Raw genomic sequence first — 14,593 nt, forward strand, 5'->3', positions numbered from 1 at the left:
TCTTGCGGTGATGTCGGCGCAGTCGCCGTCACGAGGGCGATGGCGGTGCCGGGCGCTTCGCTCAGTGCTTGCTCGGCTCGAGCGCGATCAGCACGCCGGTCGGCTCGGGCTCGTGCGGCCGAAGCGAGGTCAACTCCGGATCGCTCCACTCGGCAAGACTCACCACCTCACCGGTCTGCCCCGGCATGTCGGAGGACTGGGCGGGTTCGAGGACCTTGAGTCCGCTGGTGTCGACAAAGAATGTGTGTTCGCCGAACACGCTGTTCAATTGCGGCACGGCCGGATGATCGTCCGGAAGCACCTGGGCATTGAGTTGCGTCATGGTCTGTTTGACTTGAGTCGAATTCAGCTTCATCCGCTGCTCCTTCGTGTTGGTTCCGGCCTTGATGTTGGCTGGTTCCTCCCCGCCCGCGCCCTTTGTCGTCAGGGCCTCGAATCCTCGAACCGATCCGGCACCGAAACGTTCCCGAATGCGACGCATTGACCGCATAGGCGTGCAGTTTTGACCGCACGCGTTGCAGGTTCCACATGTAATCGTGGTGATGACCAGTCGATGCGTAAAGGCGCGACAGGCGTGCTGCGTTCCTCTCGCAGCAACTCAGGCCAGGACGGGCAGCACGACCTCGTCGATAACGACGTCGTTGATGCGCCGCTGTTCCGCGGCGGGCTTGTCGTAATTGCCGCAGCACTGCACGACGACGAGGTCGAGCGCAGGGAACAGATAGAGACGCTGTCCGCCCCAGCCGATGCCTCCAGCCCAGCGCTCCGGATGCGGCAACGCGGCGGCGAACGATGCGCCGAGATACCATTGGTAGCCGTAGCGGCGGCCATCTTCCATCATGACCGCCGGCGCGAGCATGCGCGTCAGCCAGTTGCGCGGCACGATCTGCCGGCCGCCCCACGCACCACCGGCGCGCACCAGCTGACCGATCTTGAGCAGATCGCGCGGCAGCAGACGCAGCCCCGACGCCGCGCGATACTGGCCATCGCCCACGCCCTTCGCCCAATCGACGCGACCGAAGCTCAGCGGATCGAACAGCACGCGGCGGCAATAGGCGAGCAGCGGCTCGCCGGTGCCCTGCGAGATGAGATGTCCCAACAGCGCGGTCGCGCCGCCGCAATAGCTCCATTTGGTACCGGGTTCGGCGATGATCGGCCGCTCCAGGATGAAACGGAAGCGCTCGGGCGCGGCCTCCATCGCGATCTCCGAATTACGCAGGTCGCGCCCATAGGGGACGGTGAGTTCGTCCCATTCGATGCCGAGCGTCATCGACAGCACATGATGGATCGTGATGCGGTCGCGGCCCGGCTGGCGCGCGAGATCGGCATATTCGGGAAACTGGTCGTACAGCTTTGCCTCGGGCGGCGGCACCTTGCCGGCGGCGAGCGCGATGCCGTAGACGAGACCGACCACGCTCTTCGACACCGAACGCAGATCATGCGGAACATCGGGACCGAACACGACGTCGTGCAGCGCTCCCCCGATTTCGGATTCGTCGTCGCCCTTGCCATAGTGCTCGAACAGCAGCCGGTCGCCCTGGCTCACCAGCAGCGCGTGCAGTCCGCTGATCCGATCTGCGCCCTCTGCTTGCGCGAGACGGTGGGCGATGTCCTCCGCCGACGGCAGTGCCGACGCGGCCGATGGCATGAGCAGGCTCGCCCCCAGCCCGGCCAGAACGCGACGCCGATCGATCCCGATCCTGAAAGTCTGAGGCACACGCATGGTCACCCTCCTCCGGTATTCAGCCGGCGTGCTGCTCGGGCTTGAGCAATCGGTAATGCAGCCGCGCGTAGCTGCCGAGCCTGCCGACCGCGACATTGACAGCGAACAACAGCAGCAGCGCGATGCCGCCGCTGGCGGATAGCAGTCCGATGCCGGCGACAGTGCGCAGCATCAGCTTCGCAATCGACGCGACCGCGGCGAGCTTGAAGACGCTGATGAGCAGCCCGATCCCGACGATCCCGAGCACGAACATCACGAGACCTAGAACCAGCACGGTGATCAGCGCCGCAAACAACAGCGGCAGCAGCACGACGATGTCGACGGCGGCAAGACCACCGATGGCAAGCAGCACCGATGCCGAGTTGCGCAGGCTGTGATCCTGTTCCCAGCGCTTCAGGCCGGTCTCGGCACGCAGCTCGCGTGCCAGCCACGCCGGATCGCCGAGCGCCGCCGCGACATCCTCTTCGCTGCGTCCATCTGCGAAACCCTCGTCGAAATACGCGTTGTAGTCATCGAGGATGTCCTCGGCTTCACGTGCCGGGAGGCCCGCCAGTCCATCCGAGAGACGTCGCAGGAAGGCCGCCCTGTTCATTTGCGCTCTCCGAGCAGTTGGTCGACCGCGTCGGTAAACACCTGCCATTCGCGCTTCTGGGCGGCGAGCGCGGCACGGCCAGCCGCCGTCAGCCGATAGTATTTCCGCGGTGGCCCGCTGCTCGACTCGACGAGGCGCGTGTCGACCAGCCCGTCATCCTGCATGCGGCGCATCAAAGGATAGATCGTGCCCTCGCCCATCCCGATGCCCGAGGCGAGCGTGCTCGCGATCTCATAGGCATAGCTTTCCCCACGGGCCAGCAGCGCCAGCACGCACATCTCGAGCGCTCCCTTCTTGAGCTGAACCTGGATCGTCGATTCCGCCATCGAACTCCTGCACGTCACAGGAACTGTATATAGCAAGGTACCATGCAATGCAAGGTACTAGTGCAGGCGCAGCGCTCGGGCACGAGCGGCCGCGGGGAATTCCGCGGTGCGGAGGTTAGGACTGCCCGTGCGCCGTAGGCCGCATATGGATCAGCGCATCGAGCAGGAGGACGAGAACGGGGCGCTGCTCGTCGTTGACGAGTTCGGTCTTGAAGATCACCACGGCGTCGCGCCGCTCCGGCCTGAGGGTGATCTTCTGGATTTCCGATTGGCCGGTGAGTGTCGCTCCCGGCCGAACCGGACTGGGAAGCCGGATCTCGAAGCTGCGGCCGACGATGCCCGCCACCTTGGTCCAGATCGCCTCCACGACGAGGCGCTGATAGATCGCCATGGTATTGAAGCCGCTTGCGATCAGCCCTCCGAACGGCCCCACGGCAGCAGCGGCCGGATCGGTATGGATCGGCACCGGATCATATTTTCCGGCGAACGCCAGAATCTCCGCTTCTCCGATCGTGTAGGTGCCAAGCTTGAATGTCTGGCCCTCGGTGAGATCTTCCGCATACAGCATCGCGCGCCTCCATCTGCCGCGCGACGATAGCCGAACGTTGCGGGCTTTCCATTACCTCTGGGGTCATGAACTTCGCGCGCGACCGCCATGCGCGCATACGAGACGCAAGCAGCACCGGCCGCGCGCGTCTCCGAGCGCGCATCCCGCGCTATTGCAGCCGCGCCGCCCTCGCCTTCGCGGCCTTCACGGTGTTCTCCATCAGGCAGGCGATCGTCATCGGGCCGACGCCGCGCGGCACCGGCGTGATCGCACCGGCGACCAGCAGCGCCTCGTCGAACGAGACATCGCCGCACACCATGTAACCGCCGTCCGGCTTCTCGACGCGCGTGGTGCCGACGTCGATCACGATCGCCTGCGGCTTGATCCAGTCGCCGCGCACCAGACCAGCCTTGCCCACCGCGCTCACCAGAATATCGGCCTGCCGGCAGATGGCGCTGATACCGCGGGTGTGGATGTGGGTCTGCGTCACGGTCGCCTGCTCCTGCAGCAACAGCGCGGCCATCGGCTTGCCTACGATGTTGGAGCTGCCGATCACCACAGCATGAGCGCCGGCGAGATCTGGACGGATCGACTTGATCAGCCTGAGGCACCCGAGCGGCGTGCACGGCACCAGCGCATCGTCGCCGTGAAACAGCCGGCCGGCGTTGAGGGCGTGCAGGCCGTCAACATCCTTGGCCGGATCGACCGCGGCCATCACCCGCAGGGCGTCGATATGCGCCGGCAACGGCAGCTGGATCAGGATGCCGTCGATATCGTTGCGGGCATTGAGCGCCTCGATCCTGGCAAGCAGGTCGGCCTCGCCGGCGTCGTCCGGCAGGCGCACGACCTCGCCGCGCAGGCCGAGCCGCTCGGCCATCCTGACCTTGCTCTGGACGTAGATCTGGCTCGCGGGGTCACATCCGACCAGCACGACCGCAAGTCCCGGCGCGCGGGGCAGCCGGTCCAGTTCGCAGGCAACCTTGTCGATGACAATTTGGGCATGCAGATGCCCATCGAGAATATTCGCCGTCATGGCACCTCCATTTCGAAGCGGTGCCCAGGCGCGCGGCGATCAGTCTCTGCGCTCCCCGATGGTGGTCCATCCAAGCGCCAGTCGCGCAGATGGCATCGTCATAGCCGTCCGGTGCGGCAAAGGCAAATCACACGCATGACGATCCAGCGGCGGCGAATTGCCTGTATTTTTGCCGGTGGATCGCGGCCAGGCGGGCCGCCGCTGGGGGTAGGATTCGGGCAAGACTTGCGATAAGCCTCGGCGCTTGCCGGGCTTTTCCGATCCCCGGCGCCATCCTTCCGGTCATCACGCCATTTCGGACATTTTCGACATGAAGCATATCATCCTCGCGCTGGCGCTCCTGTGCCCGGCGGCTGCGCTTGCTCAAGGCATCACCCCACCCCCGGCCGCGGACAAGCCGGCGGCGGCCCCTCAGCCGATGGTCGGCGACAAGCCGCTGGTCCAGGTCGGCAAGAAAGGGGCGAAGAAGGGCGAAAAGCCGGCGCCGGGCAAGCCGCAATCGGTCGCGCAAAAGCTGCAGGCCTGCGGCGACATCGACGATGCCACCAAGGAGCGGCTGAACTGCTACGATGAGATCTTCAAGCCGCAGCCGAAGCCGAAGGCGGCCCCTGCCAAGGGCGTCAACGAGTGCCGGTTCGTCAAGGAAGAGGACGAACGGCTGACCTGCTACAACGGCTTCGCCGACAAGATTCCGCGCCTGCCGCGCTAAGGCGCATTGCCGGGTTCTGATTGAATCGGTACCGCGCTGGCTCCATCACGCGGTCTAGCACCTCGAACATGAAAATGCCGCCGCAACCAAGTTGTGGCGGCATATCGATGCGGACTGCGGGCGCCTGCTTACCAGGTCCCGAAGCCGCTAAAGAAGCCCATGCGCGGCTGCTGCTGTGCGACACGGTAAGGCTGATACATTCCGGGCTGCACCAGCCGCATCGGCTGCTGCTGATAGGGGTGGCTGCGCGCAACCTTGCGCTTCTTCGGCGCCGGCGGCGGGACCAGCGCCGGCTGCTCGGCCGGCTCCGCCTCGGCCACCACCGGCCCCTTCTGTGCGTCAGCCGCCTTCTCCGGCGGGATGAACTGGGCAAACGTATCGCGGACGCGGGACTGCGCGGACGCCTCATGCGGGGCCGACGAAGCTGCCGCAGCCACCACATTCACCTGCGGCGGAACGATGGTCGGCAGGCTGGTGTCATACACCACCCGTTCCGGCAGCTTCTGGGTCGACCTGATGCGCACCATCGTCTTGTCGACTCCGGGCGACGACAGGCCCTGGGTCTGGCCGGGAGCAACCGCGTCCTGCGGCACAATGGCGTTAACAACGAAGAGCAGCGCGAGCAGCACTCCACCAACGAACAGGAAATAACGCGCCACAGGCATCTTGGAAGCTCCCCCCGCGCCACGGGCACGGTTCATCTCGGCGCGACGACAGACGTCATCGCGCAGCGAATTCTTCGTCTGCGCATGATCAGCCGGAAGGTCGCCATCCGCGCTCCTCCGGTCATTCACTAACGGTCGGCTTAGTAGTTAGTTCCTGCCTCTCCGTTACGGTTCACCCGGCCGGTCAATTCCCGGTCACTTTTTCGAGATCAAGGGTTTAGACCCGGCTGGCGGTCACGACCGAACATTTCGCCTTATTCGCGTTAACGTTTACGAACCCGATTAACATCCGTGAATAGGTCTTGCGGCTCCTCCTCGCGATGGTGTCGGGGATCAGTCGCTTGCGCTCGGTCACGGGGCTGCCGTCGCGGCGGATGAAGGCGCAGGCGATCTCGATATCCTTGACCGCGAAATCATTGGCATTGCGCAGCGTCAAGGTGACCAGGACCTTCGAACCCAGCCCGCCGCGCCGCCATGATTGCGAGGCGATCCGCAGCTTGTTCAGCGGCGACCGCTCGGAGCCCGGCTCGGACGGCCGTACCTCCTCCGCCGCCTGCGAAGCGGTAGCCACACCTACCGTGGCCGGCTCATCGGCCGGCACAGCCGGAGTATCCTTTCTCGCCTCGGCAGGCTGCGCCCCGGTCGAGGTGTCTTGCGCGCTCTGGATGACGGTGGAGGACATTGGCCAGACGTCCTCATCTCCGGCGTCACTCGGGTCCGGGAGCATGAACCATGCGGTAGCCCCGGCGATCGCGATCACCGGCAACAGCAGGCCGGCATAGAAGCCGCGCTCACCGAAACGTTCAGCGGCAGATCTCCAAAACGACGACAATCCGGTCCTCATCGTCGCGCCCTCACCCTGGCAGCCCAATCACGCCACCACGCACCTTGCAGCCTTCAAGATGACCGCAGGCCCTACGGCCACGCGAGAACAACCGCCCACCGCCGGAATGGTTTCGGTTCGGGACGACGATCTTGCGGGCACGTCTTGGGCTGGCATCCCAGTCGATCACTCGCCAAAGCGATGCGATCAGGGTGAATCGCCATCGCGCCTTGGACCCCTGTTCAGGCATATTCGGACATGGTGCTCTCGGAAATCCGCTTCGCACTTTTCCGGATCATGTCCTAGATTTGCACCACTCGAGCGCGAGTGCCACGCAGCCGAGCGGCACGAGAATAACAAGGAGTTCGCAATGCCTGTCGTCACCTGGGACCACGTCCATCTGCGCAGTCCCGATCCCGAGGCCACCGCGACCTGGCTGCGCGATATTCTCGGCGGCGAGATCATTCGCGGCCCCGGCCGCATCGACGTTCAGCTCGGCGGCGCCAGGGTGTTCATCGCGGAGGTGGCACAAGGCGACGGCGTCAATGCCCCGCCGGTGACGCCTTATCAGGGGCTCGATCATTTCGGACTGGCGGTGAAGGACATCGACGCCGTCGCGGCCGAGATCAAAGCCAAAGGCGTCGAGTTCACCAAGGAGCCGACCACAATCCGTCCCGGCGTGCGGATCTGCTTCATCCGCGGCCCGCAGGGCATCTCGATCGAGCTGCTCGAGCGCGACAAGAAATACGCGTGAGTGGCGCGCCGCGCTACGTCATGCTGCCCGGCATGAAGCAGCGGATCGTCACGCCCATGTAGCTCTTGATCGGCCAAACCATGGCCCGGCCGGCCCGGTTGGGCTCGGTCACCACGGCCTCGTCGGGGACGTCGATCCACGCACCGTCGAGACGCACACGATAGTGGCCGTCCTTCGATTCCCAATCGACATCGCTGACGGCGCTGCCGTCGGCGTCCGAGCAACACGGTCCCTTGCCGCTGCGCAGGCTGTCGAACCACTCCTTGAGCGGCGAATTGGCGTAGCGGCCGTCAGGATCGCGCGCCTGCGCAAGCTGCACAGCTGCGACCGATACGAGGGCGACCAGACCAAGCGACAGAAACACGCTCGTCCGGCCGCGGCGACGGCCAACCAGGGTTCCGGGATCGTCATTCCGGCCTGCCAAGCGGCCGCCAGCTTCCAACCTGTCTGTCATGTGTGTTGCTCCAGCACTCACCGGCCAGTGCAACCAGAGCTATGCATTTCGCGGGCCAGTTCGATTCGCGCGCACGGTCCGCTGTCATCGCGCCGTCACACCGCCTGGCAGGAACCGAGGGTTCACGGCCTCTCCGGACACCCCGGAATCAACCTGCCGCATTGCACGAGGTTGCTCGCTTTGGCATAAAAAACCAATCCGGATTGCTGCGGGCGCGGCAGCCGGTCCATGGGACGTTATGAAGAACGGGCTGTACTCAATCCACGTCACCCTGCTGGACGGGCGTGTCGGCAAGGGCAGCGGCGTGATTCTGTTTCGCGACGGACAGATTCTCGGCGGCGATGCCTATCTGTATTACACCGGCAGCTACACGGTGAAGGGCGACACCTTCAAGGGCGAGGTGCTGGTGCAGCGCCACACCACGCCGCGCGAGACCGACAATCCGCTGTTCGGCGGGCCGGCGCCGGTCGGCATCGGCGTCTCCGGCACCTTCACCGACACCCGCGGCAACATGAGCGGAACCGCGCTGGTCGGCAAGGCGAGCCTGATCTTCGGCGCGACGCTGCACTGGCTCGCCGATATCAATTAAGGCAACGACCGAGTGGCACGGATTCGGAACGTCAAGCGGGGCTTGCTATCAGGCGTCACGTGCGTCCGACCGCTTCCGAAGCACGCCTTATGCGCTCCTTGTCACCCGCGAACGCGAGCTGAAGCTCCGCACGACCGAGCGCCTCGACTGAATGCCGCCTCGCATTCTGCCGGAAGCGGTCGTCGTCGTATAGCGACAGTACCCGCAGCGCCTTTTGCAACTGCAATCCGACCTCGATGATACCGGCGCCATCGCGTGCGATCGGCACAAAGAGATCATCGAACAGACCTGCGAGATCGATCGGCGGAACATGAACGTTGGGATAGAGAATTTCGGCCTCGAGAGGGTCGACGGGCTCCGCCCAGACCGACAGAACGCGTATGGCTCGCGTGATCACGTCGATCGCAGTGCCGGGATCGTTGACCGCTGGAGAAAGCGCGCGTGATGCGATCTCGGCGAGAACGCAAGCGCCAAAGCGAGGATCCTGATCGAACGAGCGTGTCTCGCCAATCGAGAAGCAACTCCTGATCGCATCCTGATCGAGATCGTGATCCCGCAAGCCGACGCTCCAGGCGACGGGTTCATTGGTCCCCGTCAGTTGTCCCGGGATTGTGCGAACGAATATTTGACCGCCGCCGGCCGTTGCTATCGCCGAGAGTCCGCCGGTGTCGAGATGCTGAACGTACCCAATTGCGGACGGAAAGATCGGACGCGCCGTCGCTGGAACGTCGAAGCTCGCGTCGTTCAGCGGCCGGCAACCGAGAAAGGGGCGCTTACGCCGCGATCGCATCGCCTCGATCGTCACGACTTCGACGCGCGCTGTCGTTTCAGTCACGCGCCCCAGGCTCGAAAGATGATCGATCCATCGCAACAAAGTTACGATGATCAAGACGATCACCGCAATCGTCACCACGAAGAGAACGACGCGACCGCTTTCTCCGTAGGCGCCGGTGCTGAGCGCGATGATCCCGACAAGACTGAACAGAAACGAGCCGACAAAAGTCGCCAGCACATTCTGGGTCGTGCTGTCCTGCATGATAAGCCGTGTCGCGCGCGGCGTCACGCTACTGGTCGCGGCGGAATAGGCCGAGACCATTGTGCTCAACGAGAACGTGGTAACCGTCAGCATGCTGGACGCGATGATGCTCAGGACATTGTCGACGGCGTCCGCGCCTATGCTCGTGGTCCAGTTGCTCGGAATATAGGGTCTGACAAAAATGGCGACCAAAGCCGTGGCAATCGCCAGGAGGGAGAAAAGAGACGCTCGAAACCAGATCCGATGGATGATTTGCGAAGAGAGCCAGATCCAGCGTGACGTCATCGAGAGTTTTCCGTTCCCGCGGTTGAAATCAACTCGACGCCTTCCGCAGCCACCGACCGCAGCCGTCCTGTCGGCGCAAGACCGACCCCAGCGAACATTTCAGGACGATGCTGTCAACCGCACTGCGGTACGCCAGTGTGGATGGCGCCGCGTTTCCGCTCGCTTGCCCGGCGGATACGCACGCAACTCAAGCCGCTGCTGCTTTGCATCCTGCGGTCCGGAACAGCAGGCCAATCTACTCCGCGGCTTGCTCGAGTGGCGCGACGCGCGGCAGGATGATCTGGATGCGCGTGCCGTTGCCGGGCGCGGAATCGAGCGAGAGCCGGCCGCCCAGCCGCGTCGTGACGATGCTGTAGACGATGTGCAGGCCGAGCCCGGTACCACCCTGATCGCGTCGCGTCGTGAAGAACGGATCGAAGGCGCGGCGCCGCACGTCGAGGCTCATGCCGCAGCCATTGTCGGCGAAGATCACCTCGACATTGTCGCCGCCGGCGGCGTGAACCTTGATCTCGACCTCGCCGGGCTTGCCGTCCGGGAACGCATGCGCCACCGCATTGAGGAACAAATTGGTCAGCACCTGGCCATACGGTCCGGGGTAGGAGTTCATCATCAAGTTCGGCTCGCAATCGACGTTGAGCGTCAGATTGTGCTTGCGCAGACCAGGCCGCAGGCTCATCACCACCTGCTCGGTGAGATCGCCGAGATCGAAGGTGCGCTGGTCCGAATAGTTGCGGTCCGCCGCGACCTGCTTGAACGACTGGATCAGTTCTGCCGCGCGGTTGAGATTGGCGACGAGTTGCGACGACGCATCCCGTGCGGTGTTGAGGAAATCGTTGAGGCTCGAACGGCGCAGGTCGCCGCGCTCGACCTGGGCCGCGAAGATCGCAGTCTTGCGCTCCAGCGCCGAGGCCACCGTCAGGCTGATGCCGACCGGATTGTTGACCTCATGGGCGACGCCGGCGACCAGGCGGCCGAGCGCGGCGAGCTTCTCGGCCTCGATCAGCGAGTTCTGCGTCTCGCGCAGGTTGCGCAGCGCGGCCTCGGCGGAATCCTTGGCCTTGCGCATCTCCTGCTCGGAACGCTTGCGCTCGCCGATATCGAGCGCGACCGTGACGATGTTCTCGATCTCGCCCTGCTGGTCCAGGATCGGCAGCTTGTTGACCAGCCATTGCCGCATGTTGCCGGCGGCGTCCTTGTATTCCTCTTCGTAGAAGCCGAGCTCGCGCCGCACCGACAGCACGCGCTTGTCGTTCTCGTCGGTCTTGGCGGCGCCGTAGCGCTGCATCAGCTCGGCGGTGGTCCGGCCGATCGCGTCCTGCGGATCGACACCGAATATGCCCGCCATGTAGCGGTTCATCATCACGTAGCGCAACTCGTTGTTCTTGACGTTGATGACGGCGGGCACCGTGTCGATGACCATTTGCAGCATGCGGCGGCCTTCGGCGATGGCGTCCTCGGCCCGCTTCTGGTCGGTGATGTCGCGCACCGTGCCCTCGTAGCGGATCACCTCGCCCTCGTCGTTGCGCACGACGGTCGCAGAATCCGACAGCCACAGCACGGTGCCGTCACGCGAGCGCACCTGGTATTCGTAGTCGTGTACGGTGCCGTCGCGCTGCATCAATTGCTGGTACTGCTCGCGCGCCGCCGGATCGACGTAGACCGTGGAGGCGATGTCGTCGGTGCCCTTGATCAGGTCCTGCGGCGTGGCATAGCCCATCATCCGTGCCAGCGCCGGATTGGCGTTGAGCAGCGCGCCGCCCGGGGTCGTGACGTAGATGCCCTCGACCGATGCCTCGAACAGCTTGTGATAGCTCTCCTCGGCGAGCCGCTGCTCGGCCAGCGCGCGCAGCGCGGCCTCGCGCGCGCTGTCGGCGTCGACCAGGGTCTGCCGGAACACCTCGGCGGCGCGCGCGATGTCGCCGATCTCGTTGTCGAGATCGGCGCCGGGGATGAAGGCGTTCTTCTCGCCGCCGGCGACCCGGCGGATCGATCCCGCGATCCGGGCGAGCGGTCGGACGGTGCGGCGAACCACCAGCACCGAGGCGAACAGGCCGATCAGCACGCCCGCCGTCCCGAGCACGATGCTCTGCCATTTCGCCTCGGCAAGCGTCCGGGCGAAATCGCGCGACAGCACATGGCCGCGGCGGCTCGACAGCTCGCGCAGCAGCTCGGTCACCTTCTGGATCAGCCTGCCTTCGGCGCCGAGCACCTCGCGGTCGATGTCCGCGATCTGGCCCTCGCGGACCGAAACCGCGGTGATCGCCTCGGCATAATTGTCGACGGCGCTGCGCAGCGCCGGATCGGCGATGCTCATCGCCCGCATGCTTTGCGCGGCCTGCTCGGCGGCGGAGGTGTTGTGCGCCAGCAGCGCGGTGGCGATGCGGCTCTGGATCTGCGACAGCGTGCTCGCCAGCGCCGTATCGTTGCTCTCGGCGACCGCCTTGTCGAAGGCGTCGCGCAGCGGCGGCAGCGCGGCGACGATCTCGGCGCGGCGGCTGAGCAGCGCCGAGATGCGTTCGATCCCGCTGCGATAGGTCGCCAGCCGCTGGGTGACGCCGTCGATCATGTCCTGCTGCTCGGGCGCCAGCTCGATACGGGTCTTCTTCAGGATCTCGCTGAGCGACTGGGCCGCCTCCGCGACCTGGGCGGACTGGGTGCCGGGCTCGGTGACGAAATCGCGCGCCGCGAGCCGCAGCTCGTTGGTACGGCGGTCGATGTCCTCGGCAATGTCGCCGACGCTCTGCAGCCGCTGCAACTCGGCGAAGGTGGTGTCGATGTGGCGGATCGCGATGACGCTGGCCGTGGACGTGATGATGATCACAGCCAGCACCAGCAGGAAGCTGCCGAACGTGAGCTGGCCGATCGAGAGGGAGAACGCACGCGGCGGATGCGAATTCGGCGGCAAGTCAGCGGTCATGTCATCTAGGCCGGGGTCCAATGCACCCCAATATACGGGAAATTACGGGCCTTGGGAAAACATGCTACAGGCCTTGGAGGGTCGGCGATGTGACCTGTGTCACCCGACAACGTTAACGACCGATTCCGGCCCGCCCGCAGGGCGGGCCGGCCGCCGTTCGCAAAACGTCAGGCCGCGGCGGCCTCCCGTGCCGGAATCGTCATCGCGGCGATGACCTCAGGCCGTCGCGACCCTGCGCATGGGAATTGTCATCGCGGCGACGCCGATCACGACGCAGGCGAGCCCGATCCACGCCGTCGGGCTCAGCCGTTCGCCGAGGAATGCGACGCTGAGCGCAACCCCGATCGGCACCCGCAGATAGGCCTGCGCCGTGGTGCCGACCGAGCCGAGGGTCTGGATCAGCCGGAAGTAGATCACGAAGGCGATCGCGGTCGAGAACACCGCAAGCGCCAGCAAGGCGGCGAGCGAGCTGGCCGACGGCGACAGCGTCCAGGGCCGCTCGACGGCGAGGCTGAGCGGGATCAGGATCGCGGCGCCCGCGAGCAGCGAGCCCGCCGCCGGCGCCATCGGATCGAGCCCCTTGAAGCCGCGGCTGAAGATCGCGGCGCAGGCGTAGCAAATGGTGGCGGCGACGATCGCGACCTCGGCCAGGATCCCCTGCCCGACATCGCGGAATGCGTCGACCCCGACGATCAGGCAGATGCCGGCCATGCCGGCAATCACCCCGAACAGTTTCCGCGGGCTGGCGGCCTCATGGCGGGTGATCGCGACCGTGAGCAGGAAGGTGAAGACCGGCGAGGCCGAATTGAGGATCGTCGCCAGCCCGGCGTCGACGAAGCGCTCGCCCCAGGCGATCAGTGTCCAGGGGATCACGCTGTTGAGGCAGGCCTGGAAGATGAAACGCCGCCAGGTCGCCCCGTCCGTCGGCATCGTCACGCCGCGCATCCACATGATGACGAGGAGCAGCAGGCCCGCGATCGCGGTCCGCGCCGCGATCAGCGTGATCGGCGGAATGGTGGCGACGCCGAGCTTGATGAAGGTGTAGGAGCCACCCCAGAGGGTGGCGAGCGCCAGCAGCAAGGCGAGCTCGAAGGCCATGTTGGCCGGCCGCGGGGTAGTGGTCATGGGCTCAGGATTCCGTCTCGATGGTTGAGACGAAATTTACAGCAACGGTTGCCGATGATATTTCGGTACTGACCGAAGTGTGAAAAGAGTGAGCCGTCATCCTGAGGAGCTTGCGAAGCAAGCGTCTCGAAGGATGCATGGCCCGGCTGGTGCCCGTCGATCCTTCGAGGCGCGCGAGAGCGCGCACCTCAGGATGACGGGACGAACGACGGCTCTACCCCATCGCGCCGACGTCGAACACCTCGCCGTCGTAGCCGGCCTCCTTGGGGATGCGGAGCTGGCGGCCGGTGGCGGTCTTGGTCATGACGGGGGTCACGGTTACGATCGACATCTTCCTGGCATCGCTCAGCGCGGCTCCGACATTCGGCTGCTTGCCGAGCCGGATCAGATTGCGCGTGGTCGGGAACGGCAGCTTGAAGCGGCCGCTCTCGCCGCCCTCGAGCGCCTCGCGTGTCGAGACCCAGATCGAGTCGGTCGATTCCTTGCCGTCATGGGCACCGAGCTGTTCGGGCGGCGCGGCGGCCAGGAAGAACCAGGTGTCGAAGCGCTTCGGCATGCCTTCGGGGGTGATCCAGTGCGCGTAGGGCACGAGCTCGTCGAGCGCGAGCACCATGCCGTTGTCGGTCAGCACCTTGAGGAAGCTGATCTTGCCTTCGTTCAGCGCCGCACGATGCGCGGTCGCGATCTCGTTCGCATGCTTCGCGTCGACCAGATCCTTCGATCCGGCCGGTCGCGCCAGCAGGATGCCGCTCTCCTCGAACGTCTCGCGGATCGCCGCGATCCGGAAACCCAGCGCGTCGCCGTCGAGCCCTGCTCCGCCCGAACAGAGCGCGGGATTGGCGGCGATCTCCTTGTCGTTCTTGTCGACGCTGCCACCGGGAAACACCAGCGCGCCCGAGTTGAACTCGATCTGGTGATGGCGGACCATCATGAAGACTTCGATTTCGCGCGACGGCGTTCCATCACGCAGCAGCAGCACGGTCGAGGCTAGGCGTGGAGCAACGATTTCGGTCAT

16 protein-coding genes and 1 riboswitch are annotated in these 14,593 nt (G+C 65.2%); of the genes, 3 read left to right on the plus strand and 13 right to left on the minus strand.

Annotated elements, in window-relative coordinates; all coding sequences use genetic code 11:
• Nucleotides 1-61: 61 nt before the first annotated feature.
• The 6 genes from B2W55_RS04255 to B2W55_RS04280 all read right to left on the minus strand — a co-directional run bounded on the left by B2W55_RS04255 (nucleotide 62) and on the right by B2W55_RS04280 (nucleotide 4,221).
• Entirely contained in the window at nucleotides 62-355 is a 294-nt protein-coding gene (locus tag B2W55_RS04255; protein ID WP_024578648.1) for a hypothetical protein, read from the minus strand.
• Between the two features lie 243 nt (nucleotides 356-598).
• Nucleotides 599-1,723, minus strand: coding sequence for a serine hydrolase domain-containing protein (locus B2W55_RS04260; protein WP_200894381.1), 1,125 nt, complete (start codon nucleotides 1,721-1,723; stop codon nucleotides 599-601).
• A 19-nt stretch (nucleotides 1,724-1,742) separates the two neighbouring features.
• Nucleotides 1,743-2,315, minus strand: coding sequence for a DUF1700 domain-containing protein (locus B2W55_RS04265; protein ID WP_024578646.1), 573 nt, complete (start codon nucleotides 2,313-2,315; stop codon nucleotides 1,743-1,745).
• Complete coding sequence (locus B2W55_RS04270) at nucleotides 2,312-2,641, minus strand: PadR family transcriptional regulator (RefSeq protein ID WP_024578645.1); 330 nt, start codon at nucleotides 2,639-2,641, stop codon at nucleotides 2,312-2,314. Before B2W55_RS04270 ends, B2W55_RS04265 begins: the two co-directional genes overlap by 4 nt.
• 115 nt (nucleotides 2,642-2,756) lie before the next feature.
• Nucleotides 2,757-3,209 carry a MaoC/PaaZ C-terminal domain-containing protein gene (locus B2W55_RS04275; protein WP_024578644.1) on the minus strand — a complete coding sequence of 151 codons (453 nt, stop codon included), beginning with the start codon at nucleotides 3,207-3,209 and terminating at the stop codon, nucleotides 2,757-2,759.
• A 148-nt stretch (nucleotides 3,210-3,357) separates the two neighbouring features.
• Complete coding sequence (locus tag B2W55_RS04280) at nucleotides 3,358-4,221, minus strand: bifunctional 5,10-methylenetetrahydrofolate dehydrogenase/5,10-methenyltetrahydrofolate cyclohydrolase (RefSeq protein WP_024578643.1); 864 nt, start codon at nucleotides 4,219-4,221, stop codon at nucleotides 3,358-3,360.
• A 15-nt stretch (nucleotides 4,222-4,236) separates the two neighbouring features.
• Nucleotides 4,237-4,316, minus strand: a riboswitch (ZMP/ZTP riboswitch).
• Between the two features lie 215 nt (nucleotides 4,317-4,531).
• On the opposite strand from B2W55_RS04280, the gene B2W55_RS04285 reads away from it, so the two are divergent.
• A complete protein-coding gene (locus B2W55_RS04285; RefSeq protein ID WP_024578642.1) occupies nucleotides 4,532-4,930 on the plus strand; it encodes a hypothetical protein in 399 nt (132 codons plus the stop codon).
• A gap of 128 nt (nucleotides 4,931-5,058) precedes the next feature.
• Here the strand turns inward: B2W55_RS04285 and B2W55_RS04290 are convergent, their stop codons facing one another.
• A complete protein-coding gene (locus B2W55_RS04290; RefSeq protein WP_024578641.1) occupies nucleotides 5,059-5,595 on the minus strand; it encodes a hypothetical protein in 537 nt (178 codons plus the stop codon).
• A gap of 217 nt (nucleotides 5,596-5,812) precedes the next feature.
• Nucleotides 5,813-6,427 (minus strand): hypothetical protein, encoded by a 615-nt coding sequence (locus tag B2W55_RS04295; RefSeq protein WP_043855197.1) that lies wholly within the window; start codon nucleotides 6,425-6,427, stop codon nucleotides 5,813-5,815.
• 361 nt (nucleotides 6,428-6,788) lie between these two features.
• Here B2W55_RS04295 and B2W55_RS04300 point away from each other — a divergent pair, with 361 nt between their 5' ends.
• Nucleotides 6,789-7,172, plus strand: coding sequence for a VOC family protein (locus tag B2W55_RS04300; protein WP_024578639.1), 384 nt, complete (start codon nucleotides 6,789-6,791; stop codon nucleotides 7,170-7,172).
• 13 nt (nucleotides 7,173-7,185) lie between these two features.
• On the opposite strand, the gene B2W55_RS04305 is transcribed toward B2W55_RS04300, so the two are convergent.
• Nucleotides 7,186-7,626: a hypothetical protein gene (locus tag B2W55_RS04305; RefSeq protein ID WP_244442105.1), complete on the minus strand. Its 441-nt coding sequence runs from the start codon at nucleotides 7,624-7,626 to the stop codon at nucleotides 7,186-7,188.
• Between the two features lie 238 nt (nucleotides 7,627-7,864).
• On the opposite strand from B2W55_RS04305, the gene B2W55_RS04310 reads away from it, so the two are divergent.
• Nucleotides 7,865-8,215, plus strand: a complete 351-nt coding sequence (locus tag B2W55_RS04310; RefSeq protein ID WP_024578637.1) for a GrlR family regulatory protein — start codon at nucleotides 7,865-7,867, stop codon at nucleotides 8,213-8,215.
• 55 nt (nucleotides 8,216-8,270) lie between these two features.
• On the opposite strand, the gene B2W55_RS04315 is transcribed toward B2W55_RS04310, so the two are convergent.
• The 4 genes from B2W55_RS04315 to B2W55_RS04330 all read right to left on the minus strand — a co-directional run bounded on the left by B2W55_RS04315 (nucleotide 8,271) and on the right by B2W55_RS04330 (nucleotide 14,593).
• A complete protein-coding gene (locus tag B2W55_RS04315) occupies nucleotides 8,271-9,536 on the minus strand; it encodes a DUF2254 domain-containing protein (RefSeq protein ID WP_024578636.1) in 1,266 nt (421 codons plus the stop codon).
• A 235-nt stretch (nucleotides 9,537-9,771) separates the two neighbouring features.
• On the minus strand, nucleotides 9,772-12,453 hold the full coding sequence (locus B2W55_RS04320; protein WP_024578635.1) for a PAS domain S-box protein: 2,682 nt from the start codon (nucleotides 12,451-12,453) through the stop codon (nucleotides 9,772-9,774).
• 216 nt (nucleotides 12,454-12,669) lie between these two features.
• On the minus strand, nucleotides 12,670-13,578 hold the full coding sequence (locus B2W55_RS04325) for a DMT family transporter (RefSeq protein ID WP_024578634.1): 909 nt from the start codon (nucleotides 13,576-13,578) through the stop codon (nucleotides 12,670-12,672).
• Nucleotides 13,579-13,792: 214 nt separating this feature from the next.
• Nucleotides 13,793-14,593, minus strand: a complete 801-nt coding sequence (locus B2W55_RS04330; protein WP_024578633.1) for an NUDIX hydrolase — start codon at nucleotides 14,591-14,593, stop codon at nucleotides 13,793-13,795.

The sequence above is a fragment of the Bradyrhizobium sp. UBA2491 genome (assembly GCF_002341725.1).
In the GTDB taxonomy this organism is placed as follows: domain Bacteria; phylum Pseudomonadota; class Alphaproteobacteria; order Rhizobiales; family Xanthobacteraceae; genus Bradyrhizobium.

Bases quoted from the DNA above. Each gene is read 5' to 3' on its own strand.
- B2W55_RS04255 (WP_024578648.1), bottom strand. From the start codon at position 355: ATGAAGCTGAATTCGACTCAAGTCAAACAGACCATGACGCAACTCAAT.
- B2W55_RS04260 (WP_200894381.1), bottom strand. From the start codon at position 1,723: ATGCGTGTGCCTCAGACTTTCAGGATCGGGATCGATCGGCGTCGCGTT.
- B2W55_RS04265 (WP_024578646.1), bottom strand. From the start codon at position 2,315: ATGAACAGGGCGGCCTTCCTGCGACGTCTCTCGGATGGACTGGCGGGC.
- B2W55_RS04270 (WP_024578645.1), bottom strand. From the start codon at position 2,641: ATGGCGGAATCGACGATCCAGGTTCAGCTCAAGAAGGGAGCGCTCGAG.
- B2W55_RS04275 (WP_024578644.1), bottom strand. From the start codon at position 3,209: ATGCTGTATGCGGAAGATCTCACCGAGGGCCAGACATTCAAGCTTGGC.
- B2W55_RS04280 (WP_024578643.1), bottom strand. From the start codon at position 4,221: ATGACGGCGAATATTCTCGATGGGCATCTGCATGCCCAAATTGTCATC.
- B2W55_RS04285 (WP_024578642.1), top strand. From the start codon at position 4,532: ATGAAGCATATCATCCTCGCGCTGGCGCTCCTGTGCCCGGCGGCTGCG.
- B2W55_RS04290 (WP_024578641.1), bottom strand. From the start codon at position 5,595: ATGCCTGTGGCGCGTTATTTCCTGTTCGTTGGTGGAGTGCTGCTCGCG.
- B2W55_RS04300 (WP_024578639.1), top strand. From the start codon at position 6,789: ATGCCTGTCGTCACCTGGGACCACGTCCATCTGCGCAGTCCCGATCCC.
- B2W55_RS04305 (WP_244442105.1), bottom strand. From the start codon at position 7,626: ATGACAGACAGGTTGGAAGCTGGCGGCCGCTTGGCAGGCCGGAATGAC.
- B2W55_RS04310 (WP_024578637.1), top strand. From the start codon at position 7,865: ATGAAGAACGGGCTGTACTCAATCCACGTCACCCTGCTGGACGGGCGT.
- B2W55_RS04315 (WP_024578636.1), bottom strand. From the start codon at position 9,536: ATGACGTCACGCTGGATCTGGCTCTCTTCGCAAATCATCCATCGGATC.
- B2W55_RS04320 (WP_024578635.1), bottom strand. From the start codon at position 12,453: ATGACCGCTGACTTGCCGCCGAATTCGCATCCGCCGCGTGCGTTCTCC.
- B2W55_RS04325 (WP_024578634.1), bottom strand. From the start codon at position 13,578: ATGACCACTACCCCGCGGCCGGCCAACATGGCCTTCGAGCTCGCCTTG.
- B2W55_RS04330 (WP_024578633.1), bottom strand. From the start codon at position 14,593: ATGACCGAAATCGTTGCTCCACGCCTAGCCTCGACCGTGCTGCTGCTG.